Source organism: Actinomadura vinacea (genome assembly GCF_039532545.1).
Classification (GTDB): domain Bacteria; phylum Actinomycetota; class Actinomycetes; order Streptosporangiales; family Streptosporangiaceae; genus Spirillospora; species Spirillospora vinacea.
In genome coordinates, this window is the sequence record NZ_BAAARW010000005.1 from 1 (window position 1) to 26,630 (window position 26,630).

Annotated in this window: 26 protein-coding genes; 14 read left to right on the top strand and 12 right to left on the bottom strand. The window is 72.3% G+C overall.

The features are described from left to right. The 5 genes from ABD340_RS06550 to ABD340_RS06570 form a co-directional block, all read right to left on the bottom strand. Positions 1 to 332: biotin/lipoyl-containing protein (locus tag ABD340_RS06550; protein WP_344587628.1), on the bottom strand; the 332-nt coding region annotated here is incomplete at its 3' end. Between the two features lie 46 nt (positions 333 to 378). Beyond that, complete coding sequence (gene lpdA / locus ABD340_RS06555; RefSeq protein WP_344587629.1) at positions 379 to 1,770, bottom strand: dihydrolipoyl dehydrogenase; 1,392 nt, start codon at positions 1,768 to 1,770, stop codon at positions 379 to 381. 145 nt (positions 1,771 to 1,915) lie between these two features. Continuing rightward, a complete protein-coding gene (locus tag ABD340_RS06560; RefSeq protein ID WP_344587630.1) occupies positions 1,916 to 3,433 on the bottom strand; it encodes a leucyl aminopeptidase in 1,518 nt (505 codons plus the stop codon). A gap of 379 nt (positions 3,434 to 3,812) precedes the next feature. After that, positions 3,813 to 4,580 (bottom strand): adenosylcobinamide-GDP ribazoletransferase, encoded by a 768-nt coding sequence (locus ABD340_RS06565; RefSeq protein WP_344587631.1) that lies wholly within the window; start codon positions 4,578 to 4,580, stop codon positions 3,813 to 3,815. Next, positions 4,577 to 5,551, bottom strand: coding sequence for a bifunctional adenosylcobinamide kinase/adenosylcobinamide-phosphate guanylyltransferase (locus tag ABD340_RS06570; RefSeq protein WP_344587632.1), 975 nt, complete (start codon positions 5,549 to 5,551; stop codon positions 4,577 to 4,579). The genes ABD340_RS06565 and ABD340_RS06570 overlap by 4 nt, the downstream gene beginning before the upstream one ends. Before the next feature lie 247 nt (positions 5,552 to 5,798). Between ABD340_RS06570 and ABD340_RS06575 the strand changes: the two genes are divergently transcribed. Next, positions 5,799 to 6,500 (top strand): DsbA family protein, encoded by a 702-nt coding sequence (locus ABD340_RS06575; protein ID WP_344587633.1) that lies wholly within the window; start codon positions 5,799 to 5,801, stop codon positions 6,498 to 6,500. 120 nt (positions 6,501 to 6,620) lie between these two features. Beyond that, positions 6,621 to 6,821 (top strand): hypothetical protein, encoded by a 201-nt coding sequence (locus ABD340_RS06580; RefSeq protein ID WP_344587634.1) that lies wholly within the window; start codon positions 6,621 to 6,623, stop codon positions 6,819 to 6,821. A gap of 87 nt (positions 6,822 to 6,908) precedes the next feature. Here ABD340_RS06580 and ABD340_RS06585 read toward each other — a convergent pair whose 3' ends face one another. Together ABD340_RS06585 and ABD340_RS06590 are read right to left on the bottom strand one after the other, a co-directional pair. Then, positions 6,909 to 7,910: an aldo/keto reductase family protein gene (locus tag ABD340_RS06585; protein ID WP_344587635.1), complete on the bottom strand. Its 1,002-nt coding sequence runs from the start codon at positions 7,908 to 7,910 to the stop codon at positions 6,909 to 6,911. A gap of 122 nt (positions 7,911 to 8,032) precedes the next feature. After that, positions 8,033 to 8,617 (bottom strand): DUF3043 domain-containing protein, encoded by a 585-nt coding sequence (locus ABD340_RS06590; RefSeq protein ID WP_344587636.1) that lies wholly within the window; start codon positions 8,615 to 8,617, stop codon positions 8,033 to 8,035. A gap of 133 nt (positions 8,618 to 8,750) precedes the next feature. On the opposite strand from ABD340_RS06590, the gene ABD340_RS06595 reads away from it, so the two are divergent. From ABD340_RS06595 to ABD340_RS06620, 6 genes are all read left to right on the top strand, one after another. Then, positions 8,751 to 9,566, top strand: a complete 816-nt coding sequence (locus ABD340_RS06595) for a PspA/IM30 family protein (RefSeq protein ID WP_344587637.1) — start codon at positions 8,751 to 8,753, stop codon at positions 9,564 to 9,566. Then, positions 9,563 to 9,841 carry a PspA-associated protein PspAA gene (pspAA, locus tag ABD340_RS06600; protein WP_344587638.1) on the top strand — a complete coding sequence of 93 codons (279 nt, stop codon included), beginning with the start codon at positions 9,563 to 9,565 and terminating at the stop codon, positions 9,839 to 9,841. Before ABD340_RS06595 ends, pspAA begins: the two co-directional genes overlap by 4 nt. 145 nt (positions 9,842 to 9,986) lie before the next feature. Next, positions 9,987 to 10,904: a zinc metalloprotease HtpX gene (gene htpX, locus ABD340_RS06605; protein ID WP_344587639.1), complete on the top strand. Its 918-nt coding sequence runs from the start codon at positions 9,987 to 9,989 to the stop codon at positions 10,902 to 10,904. Positions 10,905 to 10,908: 4 nt separating this feature from the next. Beyond that, positions 10,909 to 11,496 carry a PspA-associated protein PspAB gene (gene pspAB / locus ABD340_RS06610; RefSeq protein WP_344587640.1) on the top strand — a complete coding sequence of 196 codons (588 nt, stop codon included), beginning with the start codon at positions 10,909 to 10,911 and terminating at the stop codon, positions 11,494 to 11,496. Positions 11,497 to 11,555: 59 nt separating this feature from the next. Beyond that, the gene (locus tag ABD340_RS06615) at positions 11,556 to 14,090 is read left to right on the top strand and encodes an ATP-dependent Clp protease ATP-binding subunit (protein ID WP_344587641.1); all 2,535 of its coding nucleotides are present in this window, start codon (positions 11,556 to 11,558) and stop codon (positions 14,088 to 14,090) included. A gap of 48 nt (positions 14,091 to 14,138) precedes the next feature. Then, positions 14,139 to 14,927, top strand: coding sequence for a maleylpyruvate isomerase family mycothiol-dependent enzyme (locus ABD340_RS06620; protein WP_344587642.1), 789 nt, complete (start codon positions 14,139 to 14,141; stop codon positions 14,925 to 14,927). Here ABD340_RS06620 and nadA read toward each other — a convergent pair. Beyond that, positions 14,924 to 16,090 (bottom strand): quinolinate synthase NadA, encoded by a 1,167-nt coding sequence (gene nadA / locus ABD340_RS06625; RefSeq protein ID WP_344587644.1) that lies wholly within the window; start codon positions 16,088 to 16,090, stop codon positions 14,924 to 14,926. The genes ABD340_RS06620 and nadA overlap by 4 nt on opposite strands. Before the next feature lie 216 nt (positions 16,091 to 16,306). On the opposite strand from nadA, the gene ABD340_RS06630 reads away from it, so the two are divergent. Both ABD340_RS06630 and ABD340_RS06635 read left to right on the top strand, forming a co-directional pair. Then, entirely contained in the window at positions 16,307 to 16,663 is a 357-nt protein-coding gene (locus ABD340_RS06630; RefSeq protein ID WP_344587645.1) for a HesB/IscA family protein, read from the top strand. A gap of 165 nt (positions 16,664 to 16,828) precedes the next feature. Further along, positions 16,829 to 17,815, top strand: coding sequence for a carbohydrate kinase family protein (locus ABD340_RS06635; protein ID WP_344587646.1), 987 nt, complete (start codon positions 16,829 to 16,831; stop codon positions 17,813 to 17,815). Positions 17,816 to 18,006: 191 nt separating this feature from the next. On the opposite strand, the gene ABD340_RS06640 is transcribed toward ABD340_RS06635, so the two are convergent. Together ABD340_RS06640 and ABD340_RS06645 are read right to left on the bottom strand one after the other, a co-directional pair. Then, positions 18,007 to 18,354, bottom strand: a complete 348-nt coding sequence (locus ABD340_RS06640; RefSeq protein ID WP_344587647.1) for a sulfurtransferase TusA family protein — start codon at positions 18,352 to 18,354, stop codon at positions 18,007 to 18,009. A gap of 31 nt (positions 18,355 to 18,385) precedes the next feature. After that, on the bottom strand, positions 18,386 to 19,543 hold the full coding sequence (locus tag ABD340_RS06645) for a cysteine desulfurase family protein (protein WP_344587648.1): 1,158 nt from the start codon (positions 19,541 to 19,543) through the stop codon (positions 18,386 to 18,388). A 164-nt stretch (positions 19,544 to 19,707) separates the two neighbouring features. Here ABD340_RS06645 and ctaC point away from each other — a divergent pair, with 164 nt between their 5' ends. The 4 genes from ctaC (at position 19,708) to ABD340_RS06665 (ending at position 23,950) form a co-directional block, all read left to right on the top strand. Then, positions 19,708 to 20,505, top strand: a complete 798-nt coding sequence (gene ctaC / locus ABD340_RS06650; RefSeq protein ID WP_344587649.1) for an aa3-type cytochrome oxidase subunit II — start codon at positions 19,708 to 19,710, stop codon at positions 20,503 to 20,505. Continuing rightward, the gene (gene ctaD / locus ABD340_RS06655; RefSeq protein WP_486303559.1) at positions 20,502 to 22,169 is read left to right on the top strand and encodes an aa3-type cytochrome oxidase subunit I; all 1,668 of its coding nucleotides are present in this window, start codon (positions 20,502 to 20,504) and stop codon (positions 22,167 to 22,169) included. The genes ctaC and ctaD overlap by 4 nt, the downstream gene beginning before the upstream one ends. 3 nt (positions 22,170 to 22,172) lie before the next feature. After that, positions 22,173 to 22,583 (top strand): cytochrome c oxidase subunit 4, encoded by a 411-nt coding sequence (locus ABD340_RS06660; protein ID WP_344587650.1) that lies wholly within the window; start codon positions 22,173 to 22,175, stop codon positions 22,581 to 22,583. A gap of 200 nt (positions 22,584 to 22,783) precedes the next feature. Next, positions 22,784 to 23,950, top strand: coding sequence for a L,D-transpeptidase (locus ABD340_RS06665; protein WP_344587651.1), 1,167 nt, complete (start codon positions 22,784 to 22,786; stop codon positions 23,948 to 23,950). A gap of 28 nt (positions 23,951 to 23,978) precedes the next feature. Here ABD340_RS06665 and ABD340_RS06670 read toward each other — a convergent pair whose 3' ends face one another. Together ABD340_RS06670 and ABD340_RS06675 are read right to left on the bottom strand one after the other, a co-directional pair. Beyond that, the gene (locus tag ABD340_RS06670) at positions 23,979 to 25,325 is read right to left on the bottom strand and encodes a M48 family metallopeptidase (protein WP_344587652.1); all 1,347 of its coding nucleotides are present in this window, start codon (positions 25,323 to 25,325) and stop codon (positions 23,979 to 23,981) included. Next, the gene (locus ABD340_RS06675; RefSeq protein ID WP_344587654.1) at positions 25,322 to 26,608 is read right to left on the bottom strand and encodes a putative metallopeptidase; all 1,287 of its coding nucleotides are present in this window, start codon (positions 26,606 to 26,608) and stop codon (positions 25,322 to 25,324) included. The genes ABD340_RS06670 and ABD340_RS06675 overlap by 4 nt, the downstream gene beginning before the upstream one ends. Between the last annotated feature and the right edge of the window lie 22 nt (positions 26,609 to 26,630).

The window sequence follows — 26,630 nt, forward strand, 5'->3', positions numbered from 1 at the left end:
GCCTCCTCCTGCGCGGCGGCCGGTTCGGCCGGGGCCTGCTGCGGCTCGGCCGGCTGGGCCGGCGCCGCCTGCTCGGGCTCGGCGGCGGGGGCGGCGCCCTCGCCGATGATCGCCAGTTCGGCGCCGACCTCGACGGTCTCGTCCTCGGCGACCTTGATGCTGGTCAGGGTGCCCGAGGCGGGGGAGGGGATCTCGGTGTCGACCTTGTCGGTCGACACTTCGAGAAGCGGCTCGTCGGTCTCGACGTGCTCACCCTCCTTCTTCAGCCAGCGGGTGACGGTGCCCTCGGTGACGCTCTCGCCGAGCTGGGGCATGGTGACGGAGACCGGCATGGCTCTCAGCGACTCCTTCGAGATCTCTCAAATATGGTGCCGGCGTTCAGCCGTGCACGTGCAAGGGCTTGCCGGCGAGCGCCAGGTGGGCCTCGCCGACGGCTTCGGACTGGGTCGGGTGGGGGTGGATCAGCTGGGCGACCTCCGCGGGCAGGGCCTCCCAGTTGTAGATGAGCTGGCCCTCCGCGATGAGCTCGCCCACGCGCGCGCCGACCATGTGGATGCCGAGGACGGGACCGTCCACGGCCGCGATCACCTTGACCTCGCCCTGGGTCCCCAGGATCTTGCTCTTGGGGTTCCCGGCCAGGTCGTAGGTGACCTCCCGGACCTCGTGGCCGCGCTCGCGGGCCACCGCGGAGGTGATGCCCACCGAGGCGACCTCGGGGTCGGAGTAGGTGATCCGCGGCACCCCGTCGTAGTCGATCGGCACCGGGCTCAGCCTGCCGAGCCGTTCGGCCACCAGGATGCCCTCGGCGAAGCCGGCGTGCGCCAGCTGCAGGGTCGGGATCAGGTCGCCCACCGCGTAGACGGTGGGAACGCTGGTCCGGCAGTACTCGTCGACCTTGACGAATCCGCGCTCGGTCTCCACCCCGGCCTCGGCCAGGCCGAGATCGTCGGACACCGGGCCGCGGCCGACGGCGACCAGCAGCAGTTCGGCGTCGATGGTGGTGCCGTTCTCCAGGGTGACCGCGACGCCGCCCTGGGTGGGCTTGGCCTCCCGGAAGAGGGTGCCGAGCTCGTATTTGACGCCGCGCTTGCGGAACGCCCGCTCCAGCCGTTTGGAGGACGACTCCTCCTCCAGCGGCAGCAGGTGCGGCAGCGCCTCGACGATGGTGACCTCGGCGCCGAACGAGCGCCACACGCTGGCGAACTCCACGCCGATCACGCCGCCGCCGAGGATGACCACCGAGCCGGGCACGTGCTCCAGGCGCAGCGCGTCGTCGCTGGAGATGATCCGCTCGCCGTCGATCTCCAGGCCGGGCAGGGTGTTGGGCTTGGATCCGGTGGCCAGCACGATGTGCCCGCCCTCGACCGTGGTGGTGCCGCCGTCGGGCGCGGTGACGGTGACCGCGGTGGGCCCGGCCAGCCGGCCCTCGCCCTCGATGAGCGTGATGCCCTTGGACTTGATCAGCCCGGTCAGGCCCTTGACGGTGGTGGAGACCACCTTGTCCTTGTAGGCGTTGACGCCCGCGATGTCGATGCCGTCGAAGGTGGCCTTGATCCCGAACGTCGCGGCCGCGCGGGTCTGGTCGGCCACCTCCGCGGCGTGCAGGAGGGCCTTGGTGGGGATGCACCCGCGGTTGAGGCAGGTGCCGCCGAGCTTGTCGCGCTCGATCAGCGCCACCGTCATGCCGAGTTCGGCCGCCCGCAGTGCGCACGCGTAACCGCCGCTCCCGCCACCCAGGACGACGATGTCGAAGGGGCCGCTGTTGGCCACTGGACGCTCCCTTTCCCCGTCTCGCGCTGTCGCTGCCGTGCCCCGGTGCCGCGCTCGGATCGGGCCGGTCGCGGGCCGCCGCTGCGCGCGGTTTCGAGGTACCTATTCACTTCTACCCGACGGCACCCGGCGCGGTCCGGTCGGCTCAGAGGACCCCGGCCGCCAGGTCCTCGGCGATCTGCACCAACGTACGGGCGGCGGCGCCGGTGCCGCCCTTGGGGGTGTAGCCGTACGGCTCGCCCTTGTTGAACGCGGGACCGGCGATGTCCAGGTGCGCCCAGCGGACGCCGTCCGGGACGAACTCCTTGAGGAAGACGCCCGCGGTCAGCATGCCGCCCCAGCGCTCGCCGCTGATGTTGGCGATGTCGGCCACCGCCGAGTCGAGCCCCTTGCGCAGGTCGGCCGGGAGCGGCATCCCCCAGGCGGCCTCCCCGGCCCGGTCGGCCGCCGCGACCACCTTCTCACGGACCTCGTCGTCGTTGGCCATCACTCCGGCGGTCCGGGCGCCGAGCGCGACCAGCTGGGCGCCGGTGAGGGTGGCCACGTCCACGATCAGGTCGGGACGGTCCTCGCCGCAGCGGACCAGGGCGTCGGCCATGACCAGGCGGCCCTCGGCGTCGGTGTTGAGGACCTCGACGGTCTTGCCGCCGTACACCCGCAGCACGTCGGAGGGGCGCTGGGCGGTGCCGCTGGGCATGTTCTCGGCGATGGCGAGGTAGCCGACGACGTTGACCCGGGGGGCCAGCCTGGCGATGGCGGCGAGCGCGCCGAGCACGGCCGCGGCGCCGCCCATGTCGGACTTCATCCAGTCCATGGAGTCGGCCGGCTTGAGGGACAGGCCGCCGGAGTCGAAGGTGATGCCCTTGCCGACCAGGGCGAGCGTCTTGGCCGCCTCGGGGTGGGAGTAGGCGAGCCGGACCAGGCGGGGCGGGTTGGCCGAGCCCTGCCCGACCCCGGCGATGCCGCCGTAGCCGCCCTCGACCAGGGCCTTCTCGTCGAGGACCTCGATCGCCAGGCCGGTCTCGGCGGCGACCCGCTCGGCGGCGCCGGACAGGTCCTCGGGGGTGAGGTCGGAGGGCGGGGTGTTGACCAGGTCGCGGACCAGGGTGACGGACTCGGCCAGGGTGCGGGCGCGCTCGACGGAGGCGTCGCCGGAGTCGGCCAGCACGGTGATCTCGGCGACCGGCTCGGGCCGCTCGCCGGTGCGGTAGGTGCCGAAGCTGTAGCTGCCGAGCAGGGCGCCGAGCGCGACGGCCTCGACCTCCTCGGCGGTGGCGGCGGGCAGCGCGACGGCGGCCCGGCGGGTGCCGGCCAGCGCCCGCACGCCGGCGCCGGCGGCGCGGCGCAGCTCCTCGGCGGTGGGGGACTCGCTCAGCCCGACCGCGACGATCACGGCGGCGGGGACGGCGCCCAGCGTCGGCAGCTTGGTGACCTCGCCGGCCTTGCCGGTGGCGCCCAGCGCCCGCAGCGCGGGGCCGAGCCCGCCGTTGAGCGCCTCGTCCAGGTCGGCGGCGCCCGCGGGACGGGGGCCCTGCCCGGCATCCGAGCCCGTGCCGGAACCGGTGTCCGAGCCGGTCGCGGAGCCGGCCGGCGTGACGCCGATCACGATCGCGTCGACGTCGAGAGAGGCGGGTGCTGCGCTGTCAAGGCTGATGCTCGTCACGTAGCCCGATGTTAGTCCTCCCGGTGACCGGTTTCGCCCTTTTGGATCAAGCCTTACCTCGCCCAACACCGGTTTCGGCGGCGCCGTGACCGGCCGGGGGAACGCGCGCGGGTGTGACGGCCCGTGCGCCGACCGGTTCGCGCGGTGAGCGCGGAGGACGACGAGGGGCCGGGCGGGACCGGCCCGGGAGCGGCCCCGCCGGGTGCCGGACGTGGCCTCAGGTACCGCGCGAGCGCGCTACCTGGCCGGTCATGCGATGCCGGAGGCGAGCCTCACCGGCCAGATCGCGAAGCGATGTCGCGCTCGCACCAAGCACGGTCAGGGTCCGAGCCGCCAGGCGAGCAGCCTGGGCCGTGATTGCAATAAACACAGCCCGGGACTATGAAACACAGCCCAGGACGACCAGCGCGGCGGTGGTGGCCAGCTCGACCAGCGCGCCGAAGACGTCACCGGTGACACCGCCCAGACGGCGGACGGCGTGGCGGAGCATGAGGAGCGCCGTGCCGAGCGCCGCCGCCACCGCCAGGCCCGCGCCGAGGGCGCCCTGAAGCCCGCCGCAGGCCGCGCCCGCCAGCGCGGCGCCCGCGAGGACGGCGGCCGTCACGGCGACGGCGGCGCGCGTCGTGACCGTGCCCGCCACCAGCGCGCCCAGGCCGCCGGGACGGGCCGCCGGGACGCCGGAGCGGCACGCCCACGGCAGCGCCAGGCGCCCGGCCACCGCGGCGATCACGGCGGCGGCCGCGGCGTCCGGCGCGGTGGCCAGGCAACCGACCTGGATCATCAGGGTGAGCACCAGCGTCACCACGCCGAACGGGCCGATGTCGGACCGCTTCATGATCGCCAAGGCGTCCGCGGCCGGGCGCCCGCTGCCGAGCCCGTCGGCCAGGTCGGCCAGGCCGTCCAGGTGCAGGGCCCGGGTGAGCACCGCCGTCACCGCCACCGCCAGGGCGGCCCGCGGCACCGCCGCCAGGCCCAGCGCATCGCCCAGCAGCAGCACGGCCGCCGCCCCGCCGCCGACGATCAGGCCGGTCAGCGGGGCCGGCACCATCGCGCGCCGGGCCGCCTCCCGGTCGGCCCGCTCCGCCCGCAGCGGCACGATCGTCAGCAGGGTGACCGCCAGCCGCAGCCCGGCGGCGGTGGCGCTCACGGCAGCTCCATGACGCGCCCGGCCACCACCAGGGCCGCCTCCTCCGACTCGGCGGCCAGCCGCTGGTTGAGCGCGCCCAGCAGGTCGCGGAACGCCCGTCCCGACGCGGTCGCCGGCACCAGCGACAGGCCGACCTCGTCGCTGACGGCCACCACCCGCGCCGCCGTGGCCCGCCAGGCGTCGACCAGCTCGTCCAGCCGCGGGCCGACGGCGGCGGGATCGTCCCAGGCGCCGGCCTCGTCGACCGTCGCGGTGAGCCACGTGCCGATGGCGTCGACCAGGACCGCGCCCGCGCCGGACTCCGCGGACCTCAGCGCCTCCGGCAGCGCGGTGGTCTCGACCGTCCGCCACCAGGACGGCCGGCGGCGCCGGTGGGCCTCCACGCGCGCGGCCCACTCGGCGTCGCCGTCGCGCGGCGCGCTCGTCGCCAGATAGGTGACGTCCGGGTGCGCGAGCAGGCGCGACTCGGCCTCGGCCGACTTCCCCGACCGCGCCCCGCCGAGCAGCAGCGTCCGATGCGGACCTCCCGGGGGACGGAGCCAGTGCCCCAGCCGCCGCCGCAGCTCCTCCTCCGACCGGACCCGGTGGTCCACGTGGATCGCCCTCACCTCGGTGCGGGACGTGACGGTCCCCATGCGGCGCAGCAGGCCCAGATGGTCCGGGCAGCCGATCAGGTCGAGCAGGGCCGCGTCGTACCGCGTCCGGGCGGACGGTTCGGGACGATCACCTGGCCCGGCGGCCACCAGGACCCGTTCGCCGTTGGGGCCGCGGACGTCATGGCCGCCGGGGACCTCCTCCCGGACGCATTCCTCCAGCGGCACGCCGCCGATGAGGACGCGGGCGGGCCCGTACCGGGTCCCCGCCGCGCGGAGCCGGCCGCAGGACGCGCAACGGCACCCTTCGGCGGGCCACCCCTCCTTGCCGGCGAACCCCCGCACCTCGATGCGCGCGTCCCGCGACCCGATATCCATCCCAATGTCCTTATCGATGCTCATGGCGTTCGAAACAATAGGCAGTGCCAGGGAGAATGGTTCCGCCGACGTCCATGAGCAGGGAGGAACGGTGGGCAACCCCCCGAACGCACCGTGGCCGCAGACGCCCGGTCAACCCGGCCCCCCGGCAGGGGCCTGGGGCCCGCCCCAGGGTCCGCCACAGGGCCCGCCGCCTGGCCCGCCGCAGGGCCCGCCGCCACCACGCAAAAGCGGTGGCGCCGGGCTGGTGATCGCGCTGGTGGCCGCCGGGCTGGTGGTCGTGGTGGTCGCGGCCGCCGCCGTGTTCTTCCTCACCGGGGACGACGACGATGGCGGAGGAGGAGGGGGCGGGCCGCAGCGGCTCGAGGTCGGGCAGATCGTCGGCGGGGCCGAGGCCAGGCCCGGAAGCGACGGCAGCCTCACCATGGTGCGGCCCGGCGTCGAGCGTCCCGTCGTGGAGGTGTACGGCGACTTCGCCTGCCCGCACTGCGGCACCTTCGACAAGATGATCGACCCGATGCTCAAGGACCTGGCCGTGTCGGGCAAGGCCAAGGTGATCTACCGGCCGATGGTGGTGTTCGGCGAGGGGTCGGAGCCGCAGTACGGCAACTCGCTGCGCGCCGCGTCCGCGATGCGCTGCCTGGGCGACGGGGCCCGCTGGCTGGCCTACCAGGACGCGCTGTACGCCCACCAGCCGGCCACCCTGAGCACCAAGGGCTACGTGCCGGCCGACCTGGTGTCGTACGCGGCGCCGCTGGGGGTGAGCGACCCGGCGTTCCGCGACTGCGTGCTGCGGCAGCGGTACGCGCCGTCGGTGCTGACCACCAGCCGCGCCTACATCGCCTCCGGGATCAACGCGACCCCGACCGTCCGGGTGGACGGCCGGTCGCTCTCGCCCAGCTCGCTGGGCAGCGCGGAGGAGATCCGCCGCGCCATCGAGAGCGGCTGAGAGCGGCTGAGGAAAAGGCAGGGAACCCGCGGACGGGCCGGTCGAGGCACTAGTCTCGCCGCGACCGGTGCGCAGAGGCCGTGGGCATGAGCGTGGGCGGACAGCAGGGAGGTCGACGCGATGGCGTGGAGCTGGCGGTTGGAGAAGGCCGACGGGCGGGCGGCCGGGGTGGCGGAGGAGACCTTCACCACACAGGCGGACGCCGAGTCCTGGCTGGGTGAGAACTGGCGCGGGCTCCGGGAGGAGGGCACCGATCAGGTCACGCTCCTGGACGGCGATTCGCCTGTCTACGGCCCGATGAGCCTGCACGAACCCGAGTGATGATCCGCCGGAACGCGACCGCCCGCCCGGCACGCGGCCGGGCGGGCGGGAGGACCGGGACGTCCGGGACGTCCGGCGGCGGGATGCTCAGGGGCGCCGGGGCGGGCTCTTCGTCTTCGCCGCGTCGCTGATGACCACCGGGTCCAGGATGTCGTCGATGCGCTTGAGCACGTCGGCGTCGAGCTTGACCCCGGCCGCCTTGACGTTGTCGCGGACCTGCTCGGGCCGGGACGCGCCCACGATGGCCGACGACACGTTCTGGTTCTGCAGCACCCAGGCCACCGCGAGCTGCGCCATGCTCAGTCCGAGGTCGGCGGCCACCGGCTTGAGCTCCTGCACCCGGGTCAGCACGTCGTCGTTCAGGTAGCGCTGGACCGCGTCGGCGCCGCCCTTGCCGTCGGTGGCGCGCGACCCCTCGGGCAGCGGCCGCCCCGGCAGGTACTTGCCGCTCAGGACGCCCTGCGCGATCGGCGACCAGACGATCTGCCCGACGCCCTCCCGCTCGCACAGCGGGACGACCTCGGACTCGATGACCCGCCACAGCATCGAGTACTGCGGCTGGTTGGAGACGATCCGTTCGAACCCCATCTCGTCGGCGATCTTCAGGGCGCGCTCGATCTCCTCGGCCCGCCACTCCGACACGCCCACGTACAGCACCTTGCCCTGCCGGACCAGGTCGTCGAACGCCTTGAGGGTCTCCTCCAGCGGCGTCTCGTGGTCGAACCGGTGCGCCTGGTAGAGGTCCACGTAGTCGGTGCGCAGCCGGCGCAGCGACCCGTGGATCGACTCGAAGATGTGCTTGCGCGACAGCCCCCGGTCGTTGGGGCCGGGGCCGGTCGGCCAGAAGACCTTGGTGAAGATCTCCAGGCCCTCGCGGCGCCGCCCCTCCAGCGCCCGTCCCAGGACCTCCTCGGCGCGCGTTCCGGCGTAGACGTCCGCGGTGTCGAAGGTGGTGATCCCTTCGTCGAGGGCCGCCTCCACGCATTCGCGGGCGGCGTCCTCCTCCACCTGGGAACCGTGGGTGAGCCAGTTGCCGTAGGAGATTTCACTGACTTTCAGACCGCTTCGGCCGAGATTCCTGAACTCCATGGGTCCGACCCTAGTGCCGGAAGATCGCCCGAGCGCGGCACGGCCGGACCCATCCTCATGAGAATCCCGCACGGGAGGCCGCACAGACGGCCTCCCGGTCCCCGCCGGTCAGTCCCTGCTGGTCAATCCTTGCCGACCGCTTCCTTCCGGCCCGGCTTGACCTGCGGCGCCGGGACGCGCAGCCGGCGGATCTGCATGGCGCGCATCGCCGCGTACAGGCCGACGCCCTTCTGGTCCTCATCGGGGTACCGCTCGGCGGCCAGCCGCTTGACCCCGCGGCTGATCAGCAGGCCCTCGACGAACACCACGGCCAGCAGCAGCGGCGGCGCGAGCAGCACCAGCAGCTTGGCGGCGGCCAGCGGCAGCAGGCTGAGCGCCACGATCGCGAACATCGCGTACATCAGGTAGGAGCCCATGGTGCGGCGGCCGTCGACGTAGTCGCGGGCCAGCCGGCGGACCGGGCCCTTGTCTCGTTTGAGGAGGTACTTCTCCTCGCCCTTGGCCATGCCCTCGCGCGCCTTGACGCGTTCGGACGCCTGCTTCTCGCGCACCCGCTTGTAGGCCTCCTTGCGGTTGGCCGGGGCGGTGATCGGCTGCCGGCGGCGTTTTTCAGCCTCGCTGCGCTTGGGCGTGGGGCGGCCCTTTCCTCCCGGCTTTGCTACCTGAGGAGGATTCTCGGGGGCTTCCTGGGTACGACGTCGGAACACGAGGATCAGACTACCGGCTGCGAACATCGTGGCTGCCTCGCGCGTTAACGCGTAGGGTGATAAGAACCCCAGCAGTGGTCATTGAGCCCAGTTTGTGACTGAGCACAGCACACGAAGGGACCGGCGCCGCGCGATGAGCGTGATGAAGCGAATGTCGATGATCTTCAAGTCCAAGGCGAACAAAGCCCTGGACCGTATGGAGGATCCCCGCGAGACCCTGGACTATTCCTACCAGCGCCAGCTGGAGATGCTGCAGAAGGTCCGTCGGGGTGTCGCCGACGTCGCCACCTCGCGCAAGCGTCTCGAGCTGCAGATCAACCAGCTCGAGCAGCAGCAGAGCAAGCTGACCGAGCAGGGCAAGAAGGCGTTGCAGGTGGGCCGTGAGGACCTGGCCAGGGAGGCGCTGACCCGGCGCGCCGGCCTGGACTCCCAGCTTGGCGACCTGCGCGCGCAGTACCAGCAGCTGCAGGGCGAGGAGGAGAAGCTGACGCTGGCCTCGCAGCGGCTGCAGGCCAAGGTCGACTCCTTCCGCACCCGCAAGGAGACCATCAAGGCCACCTACACCGCGGCCGAGGCGCAGACCAAGATCAACGAGGCGTTCACCGGCATCTCCGAGGAGATGGGCGATGTGGGCCTGGCGATCCAGCGCGCCGAGGAGAAGACAGAGAACATGAAGGCGCGCGCCGGCGCCATCGACGATCTGCTGGCCTCCGGCGCGCTGGAGGACTTCTCCGGTCCCAAGGACGACATCCAGGCCGAGCTCGACCGGATGGGCTCCGGGCCCGGCGTCGACCTGGAGTTGGAGCGGCTCAAGGCCGAGCTGGGCCAGGGCCCCGCGCCCAAGGAGCTCAACCAGGGCACTCCCGGTGCGCAGGAGCAGGGCGTCGACGCCCCGCAGCAGGCCCAGCAGAAGGCGCAGTGGCCGCAGCCGCCCGGCGGTGCGCAATGATCGTCCGGATCATGGGGGAGGGGCAGCTGGAGATCGCGGCCGACGATCTGACCGCCCTCAACACCTTGGACGACGCGCTCGAGGCCGCGATCGAGTCCGGTGACGAGGCGTCGTTCCGCACCGCGCTGCACGGGCTGCTCGACAACGTGCGCAAGGTCGGCCGGCCGCTGCCGGCCGACAGCCTGTCGTCGTCCGAGCTGATCCTCCCCCCGGCGGACGCGGCGATGGACGAGGTCCGCGGGATGCTCCGCGACGAGGGCCTGATCCCGGACTGAGCGCCGGCCGGCACCGGGCCACCCGACCACGGAGAACCGGAGCAACGGACAGCCCGCCCCTGCCTCGCGGTCAGGCACAAATACCGGTCCTTGTGCGTTTTCCCTGATGAACAGGGGAATGCACCGCGGGGGACAGGGGGACCGGATGGTTCGTACGCGGTATGCCCCCGATAGGGGGCTGACGTCACGGATGCTCGTGACGATGTTCCTGCTCGGGCTGGTCTATGTCGTCTTCGTGACGGCGTTCTTCGTGATCGCGCCCAGCTGGGGGCTGATCGCACTGGTGATCGCGGTGGTCTTCCTCCTCGCGCAGTACTTCTTCTCCGACCGGCTGGCGCTGTACGCGATGCACGGCCGGGAGGTGTCCCCGGCGGAGATGCCCGAGCTGCACGGCGTGGTCGACCGGATCTGCGCGATGTCGGACACGCCCAAGCCCCGGGTGGCCGTCGCGGACACCGACGTGCCCAACGCGTTCGCGACCGGCCGCGACCAGCGCCGGGCCGTGGTGTGCGTGACGACCGGCCTGCTGCGCCGGCTCGACCCGGTCGAGCTGGAGGGCGTGCTGGCGCACGAGATGTCGCACATCGCGCACCGCGACGTCGCGGTCATGACGATCGCCTCGTTCCTGGGCGTGTGCGCGGGCCTGATCACCAGGTTCGGGCTGGAGTGGGGGCTGTGGGGCGGCTTCCGGCAGCGGAACGGCGACCAGAACACCGGGCTGGTGCTGCTGGCGGTGATCGCGGTCAGCGCGGTCGCGTACGCGGTGAGCTTCCTGCTGACCCGGGCGCTGTCGCGGTACCGGGAACTGTCGGCCGACCGGGCGGCGGCGCTGCTGACCGGGCGGCCGTCGGCGCTGGCCGGGGCACTGACCAAGATCTCGGGGGAGATGGCCCGGATCCCGAACCGCGACCTGCGGGCGGCCGAGCCGTTCAACGCCTTCTTCTTCGCGCCCGCCTTCACCAAGGGGTTCAGCGTGTCCTCGCTGTTCTCCACGCACCCGCCGCTGGAGCGGCGGCTGGCGCAGCTGCGGGAGATCTCCGGCCGGCTGAGCAGGGGAGCGTGAGGCGATGGGGTTCCTGGACGTGCTGCTCGGCCGGTCCAAGCCGGCCAAGCCCGACCTCGACCGGCTGTTCGCGCTGCCGACGGCGGCGGTGACGCTGGAGGCGGCGGCGGGGTTCACGCCCACCGGGCTCGGCTCGGTGTGCTTCCGGGCAGCCGAGGGCGGCGCGTTCGCCCGGCTGCAACGCGACGTCCAAGAGCTGCTGGACGCCGACGAGGGCCCGCAGGTGGAGCTGAGCACCGACTCCTACGGCTACACCTGGCTGCTGGCCCGGCACGATCCCGGCGACCTGGCCGGGCTGGTCACCGATCTGCACGCGGTCAACGCCTCGCTGGAGTCGGCCGGGTTCGGGCCGCACCTGCTGTGCTCGCTGGCCGGCTTCCGCGGGCCGGGGCCCGGGCCGGACGAGCGGCCGCTGGCGCTGGTCTACCTCTACAAGCGCGGCACCTTCTACCCGTTCGCTCCGGTTCCGGGTGCCGCCGAGCGCCGCGACAACGCCCTTGAGCTGCAGGTCCGCGGCGCGGTCGGGGCCGATCTGCCGTTCGAGGACGATCTGGCCCGCTGGTTCCCGGTCTGGGGCGCGCCCGGGCTGTGACCCGTTTCGGGGTGGTCTCGGCGGGCAGACGGCCTTGAGTACTTGGAAGGGGGAACGTCATGACCGGTGGCCTGTACGGACCGGGGAACCACGACCCCGATCCTTTCGAGGAGTTCTTCGCCCGTTTCTTCGGCCCCGGAATGCCGCGGCGGCCCGTGCAGCGGGTCGACATCGGGCGGCTGATGAACGAGGAGGCCCGCGAGGCCGTCCGGGAGGCGGCGCTGAAGGCCGCCGAGTGGGGCAGCCGCGATCTGGACACCGACCACATCCTGTGGGCCCTGGCCCGCCAGGAGAGCACCCGGCGGCTGCTGGAGCGCGCCGGGGTGGACGCCGGCGTGATCCTGCGGGACGTCGAGGCCGAGGTGTCCCGCGGCAAGGCGAAGGAGAACCCGCCGGAGCTGACGCCGGCGGCCAAGCGCGCGCTTCTGGACGCCCACCAGATCTCGCGGGCCCTCGGCGCGTCCTACATCGGCCCGGAGCATCTGCTGTTCGCGCTGCCGCTGACCCCCGAGTCCCCGGCGGGCCGCATCCTGGCCCGGGAGCGGCTCACGCCCGAGGCGCTGCGGGACGCCGTCGGCGGCGGGCCGCGCGGCGGCGGGCCCCCGCCGACCGGGACCCCCACGCTGGACGAGTACGGCCGCGACCTGACCGCGCTGGCCGCCGAGGGCCGGATGGACCCGGTGGTGGGCCGGGACGAGCAGATCGAGCAGACCGTCGAGGTGCTGTCCCGCCGCACGAAGAACAACCCGGTGCTGATCGGCGACCCGGGCGTCGGCAAGACGGCGATCGTGGAGGGCATCGCGCAGCGCGTGGTGGACGGCGACGTGCCCGAGACGCTGTGCGGCAAGCGGGTCGTCCAGCTGGACCTGGTCGGCGTCATCGCCGGGACCCGGTACCGCGGCGACTTCGAGGAGCGGCTGAAGAAGATCGTCGACGAGATCCGGGCGCACTCCGAGCAGCTGGTGATCTTCATCGACGAGCTGCACACGATGGTCAGCGCCGGCGGCGGCGAGGGCGGCATCAACGCGGGGAACATGCTCAAGCCCGCGCTGGCCCGCGGCGAGCTGCACATCATCGGCGCGACCACGATCGACGAGTACCGCAAGAACGTGGAGAAGGACGCCGCGCTGGAGCGGCGGTTCCAGCCGATCCTGGTGCCCGAGCCGGCCGTGGACGACACCATCGAGATCCTGCGCGGCCTGCGCGACCGCTACGAGGCCCACCACCAGGTGCGGTTCACCGACGAGGCGCTGCTGGCGGCGGCCGAGCTGAGCGACCGCTACATCACCGACCGGTTCCTGCCGGACAAGGCGATCGACCTGGTCGACCAGGCGGGCGCCCGGGTCCGGCTGCGGGTGCGCACCCCGGCGGGCGAGGCGCGGCGGCTCGAACAGGAGCTGGCGGACCTGCGCCGGGAGAAGGAGCACGCGGTCACGGCGGAGGACTACGAGCGCGCGTCGTCCCTGCGCGACGAGATCATGGCCCTGGAGCGGCGCGTCGCCGACGCCCACGAGGGCGACCACAAGGCCGTGCCCGAGGTGACCCATGTCGACGTCGCCGAGGTGGTGTCCCGGACGACCGGCGTTCCGGTGTCCCAGCTGACCGAGGAGGAACGCGACCGGCTGCTGCGCCTGGAGGAGCACCTGCACCAGCGGGTGATCGGGCAGGACGAGGCGGTCTCGGCGGTGGCCGAGGCGGTCCGCCGGTCCCGTTCGGGGATGGCGCCGCCGGACCGCCCGATCGGCAGCTTCCTGTTCCTGGGGCCGACCGGGGTGGGCAAGACCGAGCTGGCGCGGGCGCTGGCCGAGGCGCTGTTCGGGTCGTCCGACCGGATGATCCGCTTCGACATGAGCGAGTTCCAGGAGCGGCACACCGTCAGCCGCCTGGTCGGCGCGCCGCCCGGGTACGTCGGGTACGAGGAGGCGGGCCAGCTCACCGACGCGGTGCGGCGCACCCCCTACGCGGTGGTGCTGCTCGACGAGATCGAGAAGGCCAACCAGGACGTCTTCAACGTGCTGCTGCAGCTGCTGGACGACGGCCGGCTGACCGACGCGCAGGGCCGCACCGTCGACTTCAAGAACACGATCGTCATCATGACCAGCAACCTGGGCTCGGAGCTGATCGTGGGCAGCGGCGGCCGGATCGGCTTCGGCGACAGCGGCGACGGGGCGGCCGAGGCGTCGGTGCGCGACCGGGTGCTGCGGCTGCTGCGGGACCGGCTGCGGCCGGAGTTCCTCAACCGGATCGACGAGATCATCGTGTTCCGGCAGCTGGACGCCGAGCAGCTCCGGCGGATCACCGACCTGCTGCTGGAGGAGACCCGGCGCCGCCTGCACGCCCAGCACGTCACGGTGGAGTTCGGCACCGCGGCGGTCGACTGGCTGGCCGAGCGGGGCTTCCAGCCCGAGTTCGGCGCCCGCCCGCTGAGCCGCACCATCCAGCGCGAGGTCGGCAACAGGCTGTCGCGGCTGCTGCTGGACGGCTCGCTGCACCCCGGCCAGCACGTGCGGGTCACGGTCAGGGACGACCGCCTGGAGTTCGAGGCGACCGCCCCGCGCGAGCGCGCGGAAGCCGCCGCGGCACCGCCGGACTGACTGTGGCACCCTCGGGGGGACGTGCCGATCACCCCCGGGAGGAGCTTCATGGCCGTGGAGCCTTGGACGCATGACCGCCACTGCGACGCGGCCGAGGCCGAGATCAGCGCCTTCGCCCGCGCCGTCGAGGGCGCCGACTGGGAGGCGCCCGTGCCGACCTGCCCGGGCTGGTCGCTGGGCGATCTGGCGCGGCATCTCGGGGTGACCCACAGGTGGGCCGAGGCCCTGGTGCGCACCAGGGCGCAGGAGCGGCAGAGCCCCCGCGGGCTGGGCGTCACGCGGCCGGAGGGGCCGGAGGGGCTGCTGCCGTGGTTCGCGGACGGCGGCGAGCGGCTGGTCAAGACGCTGCGCTCGCACGATCCCGGGACGCCGGTCTGGGCCTGGGGCGCGGACCGGCACGTGCGGTTCTGGTCGCGCCGGATGCTGCACGAGACGCTCGTGCACCGCTGCGACGCCGAACTGGCCCTCGGCCTGCGGCCGCGGATCGATCCCGGGACCGCCGTGGACGGCGTGGCGGAGCTGCTGGCGAACCTGCCCAGCGCCGCCGCGTTCGCGCCCAAGGTCGGCGAACTGCGCGGGGACGGCACCGCGCTGGCCTTCGTCGCCGCCGACGCCGGGACGAGCTGGACCGTCCGGCTCCGGCCGGACGGGTTCGACTGGTCCGCCGAGGACATCGCCGGCGGCGGCGCCGGCCCGGAGGCCGGCGCCGCCGTCAGCGGCGATGCCGCGGACCTCTACCTGTTCCTGTGGGGCCGCCGCAAGCTCGGCGACCCCGCGCTGGAGTTCTCCGGGGACGAGGTGCTGCTCGTCCACTGGGTGGAGAACTCGGCGATCTAGGGGAGGGCCAGCATCCGGTCGAGGGCCGTCCGGGCGTGGCGGGTGGTCTCCTCGTCCACCTCGATGCGGTTGACGACCTCGCCCGCCGCCAGCGTCTCCAGGGACCGGACCAGGTGCGGCAGGTCGATCCGGTTCATCGTCGAGCAGAAGCACACGGCCTTGTCCAGGAACATGACGTTCTTGTCCGGGTGCTCGTTCGCCAGCCGCCGCACCAGGTTCAGCTCGGTGCCGACCGCCCACGCCGATCCGGGCGGCGCCGCCTCGATGGTCTTGATGATGTACTCGGTCGACCCGATCAGGTCGGCGTTCAGCACGACCTCGTGCCGGCACTCGGGGTGCACCAGGACGTTCACCCCGGGCACCCGGGCGCGGACCTCGTCCACCGACTCCTTGCTGAAGCGGCCGTGGACCGAGCAGTGGCCGCGCCACAGGATCATCTTGGCGTCCCGCAGTTCCTCCTGGGAGAGCCCCCCGTTGGGGCGGTGCGGGTTGTAGACGACGCAGTCGTCCAGGGCGAAGCCCATCTCCAGGACGGCGGTGTTGCGGCCGAGGTGCTGGTCGGGGAGGAACAGCACCTTCTTGCCGCCCGCCCCACCCTCGCCATAGGCCCAGTCCAGCGCGCGCTTGGCGTTGGACGAGGTGCAGACCGTGCCGCCGTGGCGGCCCACGAACGCCTTGATGTCGGCCGAGGAGTTCATGTAGGTGACCGGGACGACGTCGTCGGCGATCCCTGCGTCCTCCAGGACCTCCCAGCACTCCTCGACCTGGTCGAAGGTGGCCATGTCGGCCATCGAGCAGCCGGCGGCCAGGTCCGGCAGCACCACCTGCTGGTGGGGGGCGGTGAGGATGTCGGCCGACTCGGCCATGAAGTGCACGCCGCAGAACACGATGTAGGGCGCCTCGGGCCGGGCCGCCGCCTGCTGGGCGAGCTTGAACGAGTCACCGGTCACGTCCGCGAACTGGATGACCTCGTCGCGCTGGTAGTGGTGGCCCAGGACGAACACCTGGTCGCCCAGCGCGGCCTTGGCCGCCCTGGCCCGTTCCACGAGTGCCGGGTCGGAGGCGGGCGGCAGGTCGCCGGGGCAGTCCACGCCGCGCTCGCTGGCCGGATCGGCCCCCTCGCCCAGGAACAGCAGTGGAAGGTCACGCACGGGGGTGGTCACGGGAGTCTCCCTCCTGCGACGGGGCTTATCGTCGCTTTGACGACTAATCATGGCATACCCGGCGGACGGGACCTTCCGCCAGGGGGTGCCCAGAAGGTCCGCGAAACTCCGGCCGGTGACCGGAATGAGCACGCGGCGAGGTACGTTGGTGTACGGAAGAGACGCACGGCGTCCTCGATGACATGCCGAATAGCCGCGAGACCGGGAGCTGAGCACATGGCAGGCGAGACGACCACGCAGGAGACCACCGAGGGCGTCATGGTCACCGACGCCGCCGCCGAGAAGGCCAAGAGCCTGCTCGAGCAGGAGGGCCGGGACGACCTCGCGCTGCGCGTCGCCGTGCAGCCCGGCGGCTGCTCGGGCCTGGTCTACCAGCTGTTCTTCGACGAGCGCGAGATGGACGGCGACCAGGTCCAGGACTTCGGCGGCCTCAGCGTCCGGGTGGACCGGATGAGCGCCCCCTACCTGGGCGGCGCGACCATCGACTACGTGGACTCGATCGAGAAGCAGGGCTTCACGATCGACAACCCGAACGCGTCGGGCTCCTGCGCCTGCGGCGACTCCTTCAACTAGCAGGGATCGCCCCGAAACGCGGTCCGGACCTGCCGTCCGGACCGCTCTTTTCGTGTCGCCTGGAATACCGACGACTGTGGCCCGCGGTGCGATGGCAAGTAGTCTTTCCGGGTTGTACGACAGCCGGATACAGAGCCGGACGACACCGACGAGGAGAGCGACGCCGTGCGCATCGCCGTGACAGGCTCCATCGCGACCGACCATCTGATGACCTTCCCCGGCAGGTTCGCCGACCAGCTCATCCCCGATCAGCTCGATCGGGTCTCGCTGTCCTTCCTGGTGGACGAGCTGGAGATCCGCCGCGGCGGGATCGCCGCCAACATCTGCTTCGGGATGGGCAGCCTGGGCCAGGAGTCCATCCTGGTGGGCTCGGTCGGGGACGACTTCGCCGACTACCGCTCCTGGCTGGAGCGGCACGGCGTCGACACCGACTCGGTGCACGTCTCCGAGCTGCACCACACCGCGCGGTTCCTGTGCACCACCGACCAGGACCAGAACCAGATCGCCACCTTCTACGCCGGGGCGATGAGCGAGGCCCGCTCGATCGAGCTGGGCCCGGTGGCCGACCGCGTCGGCGGCCTCGACCTCGTCGTGATCAGCCCGAACGACCCCGAGGCGATGGTCCGGCACACCGAGGAGTGCCGCGAGCGCGGCATCCCGTTCGTGGCCGACCCGTCCCAGCAGCTGGCCCGGATGGAGGGGCCCGAGGTCCGCAAGCTCATCGACGGCGCCGCCTACCTGTTCACCAACGAGTACGAGAAGGCCCTCTGCGAGGAGAAGACCGGCTGGTCGAGCCAGGAGATCCTGGACCGGGTCGACGTCCGCGTCACCACCCTGGGCGCCAAGGGCGTGGCGATCGACCGCAAGGGCGAGGAGGGCCTGCACGTCCCGGTCACCCCCGTGCCGTCGGTCGTCGACCCGACCGGCGTCGGCGACGCGTTCCGCGCGGGCTTCCTGACGGCGATCGCCTGGGAGCTCCCGCTCGAACGCGCCGCCCAGGTCGGCAACGCCATCGCCGCCCACGTCCTGGAGGCCGCCGGCCCGCAGGAGTACCGCCTGGGCACCCAGGCCTTCATCGACCGCCTCACCCAGGCCTACGGCCAGGAAGCCGCCGACGAAGTCGCCCCCCACCTCTCCTGCCCCACCCCGTAAGACCACCGCCCGCTCGCGGCGCGTCCCAGACCTCAGCTAACGCGCGGGCGCGCTACCTGGCCGGTGGGGCGATGCCGGAGGCAAGCCTCACCGGCCAGATCGCGAAGCGATGTCGCGCTCGCCCAAGCACGGTCAGGGTGCGAGCCGCCAGGCGAGCGCCCTGGGCCGGGATTGCAAAAAACACAGCGCGCTCAGTACGTGCGGCGGATGTGGAAGGCCCAGCCCTTGGGTGGAGAGCCCGCCGGGGCCTGGGCGTGGTAGAGGGTCTCCTCGCGGACGAAGTCCTGCGACTTCATCCGGCACCACGCGGGCACGTCGGTGCGGGCGGCGACGTCGTCGGCGAGGACGGCCACCACCTCGCCGACCGGGATCTCCCGGATCCGCTCGGCCAGCAGGATGATCGGGATGGGGCACTTGCGGCCCAGCGCGTCGATGACCAGCACGGGCTCGGGCCCGGCCGGCTCGGGGGCGGGGGCCGGGGCGGTCTGCGGCGGGGCGCCGCGGCGCGACCCGGTCTTCGCACGTCCTAGGAACCTCATGTGCGGGCCCGCCTCCCTCTGGTCCTGTCCATCATTGTGCGCTCACCCCCGCGGACCGGCGCAGCCGGGCCACGATGTCGGGGAGCACGGCGAGGAGGCGGTCGACGTCGTCCGGATTCGCGCCACGCGGCAGCGATACCCGTACGTTGCCATGCGTAATCACCCCCATCGCCTCGAGGACATGGCTGGGTCGCAGCGTATCCGCCGTGCACGAGCTTCCCGAGGAAACCGCGAAACCCAGTCGGTCCAGTTCGGTGAGCAGCGCCTCGCCCGGTACGTACAGGCAGGAGAAGGTGACCAGGTGCGGCAGCCGGTCGGTGGGATGGCCGACCACCTCGACGTCGGGGACGAGCCGCGGCACCTCCGTCCGGATCCGGTCGACCAGGCCGGACAGGCGGGGCGCCTCGGCGACGGCCTCCGCGGCGCGGGCCTCCAGCGCGGCGGCCGCGGCGACGGCGGCCGGGACGTTCTCGAACCCGGGGACGCGGCGGTCCCCGCGCTCGTCGTGCGGGAGCGGCGAGCGCCACCGGTTGCCCTTGCGCACGACCAGCAGGCCGACGCCGGGCGGCCCGCCCCATTTGTGCGCGCTGGCGGCCAGGTAGGACCAGCCGCCCGGGATCGCGGCGCGTCCGGCGGACTGGGCGGCGTCCACGAACAGCGGGACGCCCGCGGCCCGGCACGCCTCGGCGGCCGCGGCGACCGGCTGCAGCGTGCCGACCTCGTGGTTGGCCGACTGCAGGCACGCCAGCGCCGTGTCGGGACGGAGCGCCGCGGCGAACCCGGCGGGTTCGACCCGCCCGTACCGGTCGACGGGGACCGTGGTGACCTCGCCGCCGTCGCGTTCGTGCGTCTCGGCGGCGTGCAGCACGCTGGAGTGCTCCACGGCGCTCACCACCAGGTGCCGGCCCGCGCGGCGGCGCGCGTGCAGGGCGCCCAGGACGGCCAGGTGCACCGCCTGGGTGCCCGAGGTGGTGAACGACAGTTCGTCCGCCCGCACGCCCAGCGCCTCGGCCGTGCGGGCGCGCGCGCCGTCCAGCAGCACGCGGGCGCCGCGGGCGGCGCCGTACAGCCGCGCCGGGTCGGCCCAGCCGCCCTCCAGGGCGTCCAGGAGGGCCTGGCGCGCGGCCGGGTGGAGCGGCTCGGTGGACGCGGCGTCGAAGTAGGCGCCCGGGGCGTGGGAATCGGCCACGTCAGCACCCTAACCGGGCACCCGATCGGGGGTTTGCGGGACCCTCACGCTAATGTGTCCCCCACACGTGTAACAACTGATCTCACCGCCCGGCAGACCGGGCTTTCTATCCGTGGGGAAGGCATTTCGTGAGTCCGACCCGCTCTAGGGAGCGGCGTACGCCTGTGCGCGGTCGCCGCGCATTGACGAGCGCCGGCGCGCTGGGCCTGCTGGCGCTGACCGCCACCGCGTGCAGCGGCGAGGCGTCCCGCCTGGGCATGCCCGAGCCGATCAGTGACCAGGCCGAGCGCATGCTCAAGCTGTGGCAGGGTTCCTGGATCGCCGCGTTCGCCGTGGGCGGCGTGGTCTGGGGCCTGATCATCTGGGCGGTGCTGTTCCACCGCAAGCGCTCCGACGACCTGCCGCCGCAGGTGCGTTACAACATGCCGATCGAGATCCTCTACACGGCGGTCCCGTTCGTCATCATCGGCGTGCTGTTCTACTTCACGGCCCGGGACGAGAACTACGTCGAGAAGACCACCGCCAATCCGGCGGTGACGGTCGACGTGACCGGGTTCCAGTGGAGCTGGCAGTTCGACTACCGGGAGAAGGACTCCGCGGGCAAGGAGCGCACGGTCGCCTCGGTCGTCGGCACCCCGGTGAACCCGAACGCCACCACGGGGGCCAAGCCGGTCATGACGATCCCGGCGGGCGAGACGGTTCGCGTGCGGCTGCACGCCAATGACGTCATCCACTCGTTCTGGGTGCCGGCGCTCCTCTACAAGAAGGACGTCATGCCCGGCTACACCAACGAGTTCGAATTCACGGCCCGGAAGACCGGGACGTACGAGGGCCGTTGCGCGGAGCTCTGCGGGGTCGACCACAGCCGGATGCTGTTCCAGCTGAAGGTCGTCTCGCCGCAGGAGTACGACCGGTTCATCGCCGATGCCAAGCGCAAGGCGACGGGGGGTGCCCAGCAGTGACCACGGTGAGCGAGGCGCCGGGCGACCTGGCGGTCGCCGGGGCGCGGACGAGCAAGGGGCGCATCCTCGCCTCCTGGATGTCGTCCACCGACCACAAGGTGATCGGGTACCTGTATCTGATCACCTCGTTCGTGATGTTCCTGCTCGGCGGCGTGATGGCGCTGATCATGCGGCTCGAGCTGTTCGAGCCGGGGCTGGACTACGTGAGCAACGAGCAGTTCAACCAGCTGTTCACGATGCACGGCACGATCATGCTGCTGATGTTCGCGACCCCGCTGTTCGCCGGGTTCGCCAACGTGATCATGCCGCTCCAGATCGGCGCGCCGGACGTGGCGTTCCCGCGGATGAACATGCTGGCGTACTGGCTGTTCCTGTTCGGCAGCCTGATCGTGATCGCCGGGTTCCTGACGCCGGGCGGCGCGGCCAGCTTCGGCTGGTTCGCCTACGCCCCGCTGTCGGACGCGGTGCGGTCGCCGGGCATCGGCGGCGACATGTGGGTGATGGGCCTGGCCATGTCGGGCTTCGGCACCATCATGGGCGCGGTCAACTTCATCACCACGATCCTGTGCATGCGGGCGCCCGGCATGACGATGTTCCGGATGCCGATCTTCACCTGGAACATCCTGCTGACCTCGATCCTGGTGCTGCTGGCGTTCCCGGTCCTGGCGGCGGCGCTGCTGGCGCTGGAGGCCGACCGCAAGCTCGGCGCGCACGTGTTCGACGCCGCGCACGGCGGGGCGCTGCTGTGGCAGCACCTGTTCTGGTTCTTCGGGCATCCGGAGGTCTACATCATCGCGTTGCCCTTCTTCGGCATCGTGACCGAGATCCTCCCGGTGTTCAGCCGCAAGCCGGTGTTCGGCTACATCGGCCTGGTGTTCGCGACGATCTCGATCGCGGGCCTGTCGGTCACCGTGTGGGCGCACCACATGTTCGTCACCGGCCAGGTGCTGCTGCCGTTCTTCTCGTTCATGACGTTCCTGATCGCGGTGCCCACAGGGGTGAAGTTCTTCAACTGGGTCGGAACTATATGGCGAGGGCAATTGACGTTCGAGTCGCCCATGCTGTGGTCGATCGGCTTCCTGGTGACGTTCCTGTTCGGCGGTCTGACCGGTGTCATCCTGGCCTCGCCGCCGATGGACTTCCAGCTGTCGGACTCCTACTTCGTCGTGGCGCACTTCCACTACGTCGTGTTCGGCACGGTGGTGTTCGCGATGTTCGCCGGGTTCTACTTCTGGTGGCCGAAGTGGACCGGGAAGATGCTGAACGACCGGCTCGGCAAGGTGCACTTCTGGATGCTGTTCATCGGCTTCCACGGCACGTTCCTGATCCAGCACTGGCTGGGCGCCGCGGGCATGCCGCGCCGGTACGCCGACTACGCCAGCGAGTTCACCGGGATGAACCAGGTGTCCTCGGCGTTCTCGCTGCTGCTCGGGCTGTCGATGCTGCCGTTCTTCTACAACGTCTACATCACCTACAAGAAGGGCAAGCGGGTCGAGGTGGACGACCCGTGGGGGTACGGCGCGTCCCTGGAGTGGGCGACGTCCTGCCCGCCGCCCCGGCACAACTTCAACTCGATCCCGCGGATCCGCTCCGAGCGTCCGGCCTTCGACCTGCACCATCCGCACGTCGGGGCCAAGGGCGAGCTCACCGGGACGAAGGGCTAGGCGATGCGCGTTCAGGCGTTCATGTTCTATGGGTGCGCGGTCTTCTTCCTCGCCACCGACGTCGTCTACTGGCTGTGGTCCAAGGACTGGACGGGCACCACGGCGCTGGCCCTGTCCGTCGGCCTGGCCGGGCTGATCGGGTTCTACATCCACTTCACGATCCGCCGGCTGGAGAAGGGCAACGGCGGGCCGCTGTACGAGGACGACCCCGAGGGTGAGATCGCCGACGCGGCGGGCGAGTTGGGCTTCTTCAGCCCGCACAGCTGGTGGCCGCTGTTCGTGGCGCTGTCGGCCGCGGCCGTGGCGCTGGGCGTGGTGTTCGGGTGGTGGCTGGTGATCCTGGGTGCGTGCGCCGCCATCATGACGACGATCGGGCTGGTGTTCGAGTATTACCGGGGCCATTTCTCGCACTGAGTGCACCGGGAATCGGTAAAGGAACGCTCTGAGGGCCGGTACCCGCGAATTTCGCGGGTACCGGCCCTTTCATGATGATCTCGTTCACTATGTGCTCCGGGCCCGGTGCGCCTTCCGGGCCCCATCTTCGCGCGGCCGCACTGGGCCTGACGGCGGTGGTGGCGGGGGCGGGCCTGGCGGGATGTTCCTCGGACGCCGGGATGGTGGCGACCGGTGCCGGTGAGGTGGCGCTGGCGGTCAGCCCGGCGGAGGGCGGGGCGCGGCCGCGTCCCGACAGCCCGATCGCCGTGCAGGCGCGGCAGGGGACCATTGAGAACGTCACCGTCTCCACCAAGGGCGAGCAGGTGGAGGGCGCGTTGAGCGCCGACCGGACGCAGTGGCGGTCGCGCTGGTCGCTGCAGCCCGCGACCGAGTACACGGTCACCGCCACCGCGCTCGGCGGGGACGGCAAGACCCGCACCAAGAGCAGCCGGTTCAAGACCGCCGCGGCCAAGAAGACGCTCGGTGTCACCTTCGAGGGGCCGTACAACAAGGAGGTCGTCGGCGTCGGGATGCCCATCGTCATGAAGTTCGCCCGCGAGGTCTCCGACCGGGCCGCGGTGGAGCGGGCGATGGAGGTGCGTTCCAGCAATCCGGTCGAGGGCGCCTGGCATTGGTTCGACGGCCAGACGATGGTGTTCCGCACCAAGAACTTCTGGCCCCGCCAGACCAAGGTGAGCCTGCGCGCCCACCTGAGCGGCGTGGCGGCCGGCAAGGACGTCTACGGGGGGAAGAACCAGACCCTCGACTTCCGGGTCGGCGACGAGCACATCAGCAAGGCCAGCGAGGACAAGCACAACCTGGTCGTGAAGAAGAACGGCAAGATCGTCCGGAAGATCCCGGTCAGCATGGGGAAGGGCGGCGTCCGCAAGTACACCACCACCAACGGCATGCACCTGACGATGGACAAGGGCAACCCGGTCACCATGACGTCCGAGTGGGAGGGCTGCGGCCCAGGGTGCGCCGGCTACTACAGCCTGACCGTCGCCCACGCCGTCCGCATCTCCAACAGCGGCGAGTACGTGCACAGCGCGCCGTGGTCGGTGGGTTCGCAGGGCAACAGCAACGTCAGCCACGGCTGCATCAACGCCAGCCCTTCGCACGCGGACTGGTTCTACAACTTCTCCCAGCGCGGCGACCCGTTCGAGGTGACGGGCAGCAACCGGGAACTGGAGCCGGACAACGGCTGGGGCTACTGGCAGATGAAGTGGCAGGACTGGGTCAAGGGCAGCGCCCTCAAGCAGTCCATGCGGATCGGGCCACAGGGCGGCACTCCCATGCAGAACTCCGCCGAGGGCGCGGTGGCGGAGTCCGGGCAGCGCTCCTGAGCTCGCCGTCGGCCGAGGCGTCAACCGGCTAGCGTCGCTGCGGGGGAGGTTCCGGGACGCCGTGCAGCCGGGCCCAGTCGCGGGCCATGGCGATGCGTTCGGGTGCCGACGGGTGGGTCATGTAGAGGACCCGTTCGAGCGGGTCCGGCCCCAGGTCGGAGATGTTGCGGCTCGACAGCTCGTGCTGCATCGACGCGAAAGTGGCCGGGTCGCGGGTGAGGTCGAGCGAGTGCGCGTCGGCGCGGGCCTCGATCTGCCGGCTGATGAGGTTCTGCACGGGTGTTCCGAGCTGCATCGCGACCGTCACCAGCGCGAGCAGCAGCGCCAGCGACCGCGGATCGGCCGCGCCGCCCGCGGCGCCGTCCCCGTCACCGCCCTCGGGGGCGACGCCAGAGCGCCGCAGCAGGCGCGGCGAGCTGAGCAGCAGGTGGAGCAGGCAGACCGCCGCGGAGACGCTGAGCGCGCCGATGAGCGTCCCGTAGAGAACGTCGGCGTACTTGGCGTGCCCGAGCTCGTGCGCCACGATCGCCTTGACGCGCGGTTCCGGCGTCGCCTTCAGCAGCGTGTCGTACACGACGATGCGGCGGGTCGAGCCGAAACCGGAGACGTAGGCGTTGAGCGCGGTCGTGCGGCGGGACGCGTCGGCGACCAGCACGTCCTTCACCGGCACGCCGTCGCGCTGGGCCATCGCCAGCAGGTCGGCGCGCAGCCGGCCCTGCGGCAGCGAGTGGAACTTGTTGAAGACCGGCTCGAACGCGATCGGGTAGAGGAACGACATCGTCACGACCAGGAGGAAGCCGGCCGCGGCGGCGCCCGTCCACCAGTAGCGCGGGAAGCGGCGCAGCGCCCAGTACAGCAGGAGCAGCGCCAGCGTCCAGACGATCCAGGTGACGCCGAGCGACTTGGCCTGGTCGACGAACCACTCCGGCCACGACTGCGTGGACAGCCCGTACCGGCGCAGGACGGCCTCGCCCCAGACGCCGAACGGAAGCCCGGCCAGGCGCAGCACGGTGGTGAGCGCCACGGCCGCCACCGCGACCCGCAGCGGCCACCGGCGCACGCGCGCGGTCGTCCAGGCGATGAAGCGGGCGCCCAGCGGGGTGAGGCCGAGCACCAGCACCACGGCCAGGCCGGCGACCAGGCTGCTGTAGGCGCGCGGGGCCAGTGCGGCGTCGAACGCGCGGGACCGGGCGATCTCCGCGGCGCTGAAGTCGCGGGACGGGTCCACCGGCGCCGCGCCGCCCGGCACGTCCCCGGGCAGCGGGTTCCACGGCGTGGTGAGGGCCAGCACCGCGCCGACGGCGGCGAACAGCACGAGGGCGGCGATCGCGGCGGCCCGCCGGGACCTGGCGTCGGCCGTCGGCTCGGCGCTCATCGCAGTTCCCTCCGCAGGTAGTCGCGCCATTCGGCGGTGAAACGGGCCGGGGTCAGGCCCAGCACCTCGCGCAGCGCCGCGGCCTCGGACCGCCGTCCCGCGGCCCGGTAGAGCCGGACCAGACTCGCCTCACCGTACCGGTCGGCGATCATGCGGCAGGCCAGCCACGCCTCCTGGTAGCTCTGGGAGAGCCGGCCGGAGGCGGCGGCGTCGAAGGCGGTGCGGCCGGGCAGCCCGGCGGGCAGCCGTCCGGCGGCCACCTCGCGGCGCAGCTCGCGCGCGGCCGACGGCACGCTCACCGGCATGCCGTGGTAGCCGACGTAGTCGGCGAAGCCCTCGATGAGCCAGATCGGGGTGCGGCCGTCGCGCGCCCCGCCGGTGGCGACGTGCGTCAGCTCATGGGTGAGCACGACGTCGCGGCCCAGGTCGTTGAGGCGGCCGAAGGTGCCGGGCGCGATGACGACGCGGTCCGCGCCGGGGCCGCCCGCGGTGGGCGCGACGGTGGCGAGCGCGGCGATCCCGCCCAGGTCGCGGTCGCCGCCCGCCAGCGCGCCGGCCCGGGCGTCGGTGCCGGGCACCAGCGCGACCACCCGCCCGCGCCAGCCCCGGACGGCCGCCGCGCCGGTGATCCGGGCGACGGCGGGGACGGCCTCGTCCAGCCGGCGTGCGATCTCCGCCAGGGCGGGCCCGTCGCCGATGACCAGGCCGGTGCGGCCCCGCACGGCGGTGAGCGGGCCGCCGTCCCAGATCTCGGCGTCGTCGGGGAGACCGCGTTCCGCGCCGGCACCGGTGATCACCCAGGTGCCCGAGCGCGGCGCGAACGCCAGATGCCGGTTGCGCCGCAGCGGGTCGGCGTCGTGGCCGCGCAGCCGGTAGCCGAGCGTGACCTGGACGAGCACGGCGCTCCCGGTGGTGGAGACGACCCGTTCGAACCGCTCCCGCCAGCCGTCCAGCGGAAGCTTGAGCAGGTTGTCGAACATCGCGGCCTGGGCCTGCCGGTAGCCCGCCGGGGCGGCGGCGACCGTGGCCATGAACGCGGCGCGGTCGCGGTCGCGGACGGCCGCGGCCCGGTTGGCCAGGACGGTGGCTACCGCCTCCCGGTCGGGCGGTCCGACATCGGGGCCTGGCAGCGTCCGCGCCTGGTCTCCGGACGCGCTTCGGGCAGGGCCTTCGGAGCCGGCGGCGGACAGGCCCGCGCCCGCGAGGGCGCAGACGGCGGAGCCCGCGGCGATCGCCGTGAGGGCCTTCCGCCGCGGGACTCCGGGTCCGCGCTCCCGATCCATGCGCGAGATCCTATGCGCGCGC

Bases quoted from the DNA above. Each gene is read 5' to 3' on its own strand.
- htpX (WP_344587639.1), top strand. From the start codon at position 9,987: ATGGTTCGTACGCGGTATGCCCCCGATAGGGGGCTGACGTCACGGATG.
- pspAA (WP_344587638.1), top strand. From the start codon at position 9,563: ATGATCGTCCGGATCATGGGGGAGGGGCAGCTGGAGATCGCGGCCGAC.
- ABD340_RS06570 (WP_344587632.1), bottom strand. From the start codon at position 5,551: ATGGATATCGGGTCGCGGGACGCGCGCATCGAGGTGCGGGGGTTCGCC.
- ABD340_RS06595 (WP_344587637.1), top strand. From the start codon at position 8,751: ATGAGCGTGATGAAGCGAATGTCGATGATCTTCAAGTCCAAGGCGAAC.
- ABD340_RS06630 (WP_344587645.1), top strand. From the start codon at position 16,307: ATGGCAGGCGAGACGACCACGCAGGAGACCACCGAGGGCGTCATGGTC.
- ABD340_RS06620 (WP_344587642.1), top strand. From the start codon at position 14,139: ATGGCCGTGGAGCCTTGGACGCATGACCGCCACTGCGACGCGGCCGAG.
- ABD340_RS06615 (WP_344587641.1), top strand. From the start codon at position 11,556: ATGACCGGTGGCCTGTACGGACCGGGGAACCACGACCCCGATCCTTTC.
- ABD340_RS06580 (WP_344587634.1), top strand. From the start codon at position 6,621: ATGGCGTGGAGCTGGCGGTTGGAGAAGGCCGACGGGCGGGCGGCCGGG.
- ABD340_RS06660 (WP_344587650.1), top strand. From the start codon at position 22,173: ATGCGCGTTCAGGCGTTCATGTTCTATGGGTGCGCGGTCTTCTTCCTC.
- pspAB (WP_344587640.1), top strand. From the start codon at position 10,909: ATGGGGTTCCTGGACGTGCTGCTCGGCCGGTCCAAGCCGGCCAAGCCC.
- ABD340_RS06640 (WP_344587647.1), bottom strand. From the start codon at position 18,354: ATGAGGTTCCTAGGACGTGCGAAGACCGGGTCGCGCCGCGGCGCCCCG.
- ABD340_RS06675 (WP_344587654.1), bottom strand. From the start codon at position 26,608: ATGGATCGGGAGCGCGGACCCGGAGTCCCGCGGCGGAAGGCCCTCACG.
- ABD340_RS06670 (WP_344587652.1), bottom strand. From the start codon at position 25,325: ATGAGCGCCGAGCCGACGGCCGACGCCAGGTCCCGGCGGGCCGCCGCG.
- ABD340_RS06665 (WP_344587651.1), top strand. From the start codon at position 22,784: ATGGTGGCGACCGGTGCCGGTGAGGTGGCGCTGGCGGTCAGCCCGGCG.
- ABD340_RS06585 (WP_344587635.1), bottom strand. From the start codon at position 7,910: ATGGAGTTCAGGAATCTCGGCCGAAGCGGTCTGAAAGTCAGTGAAATC.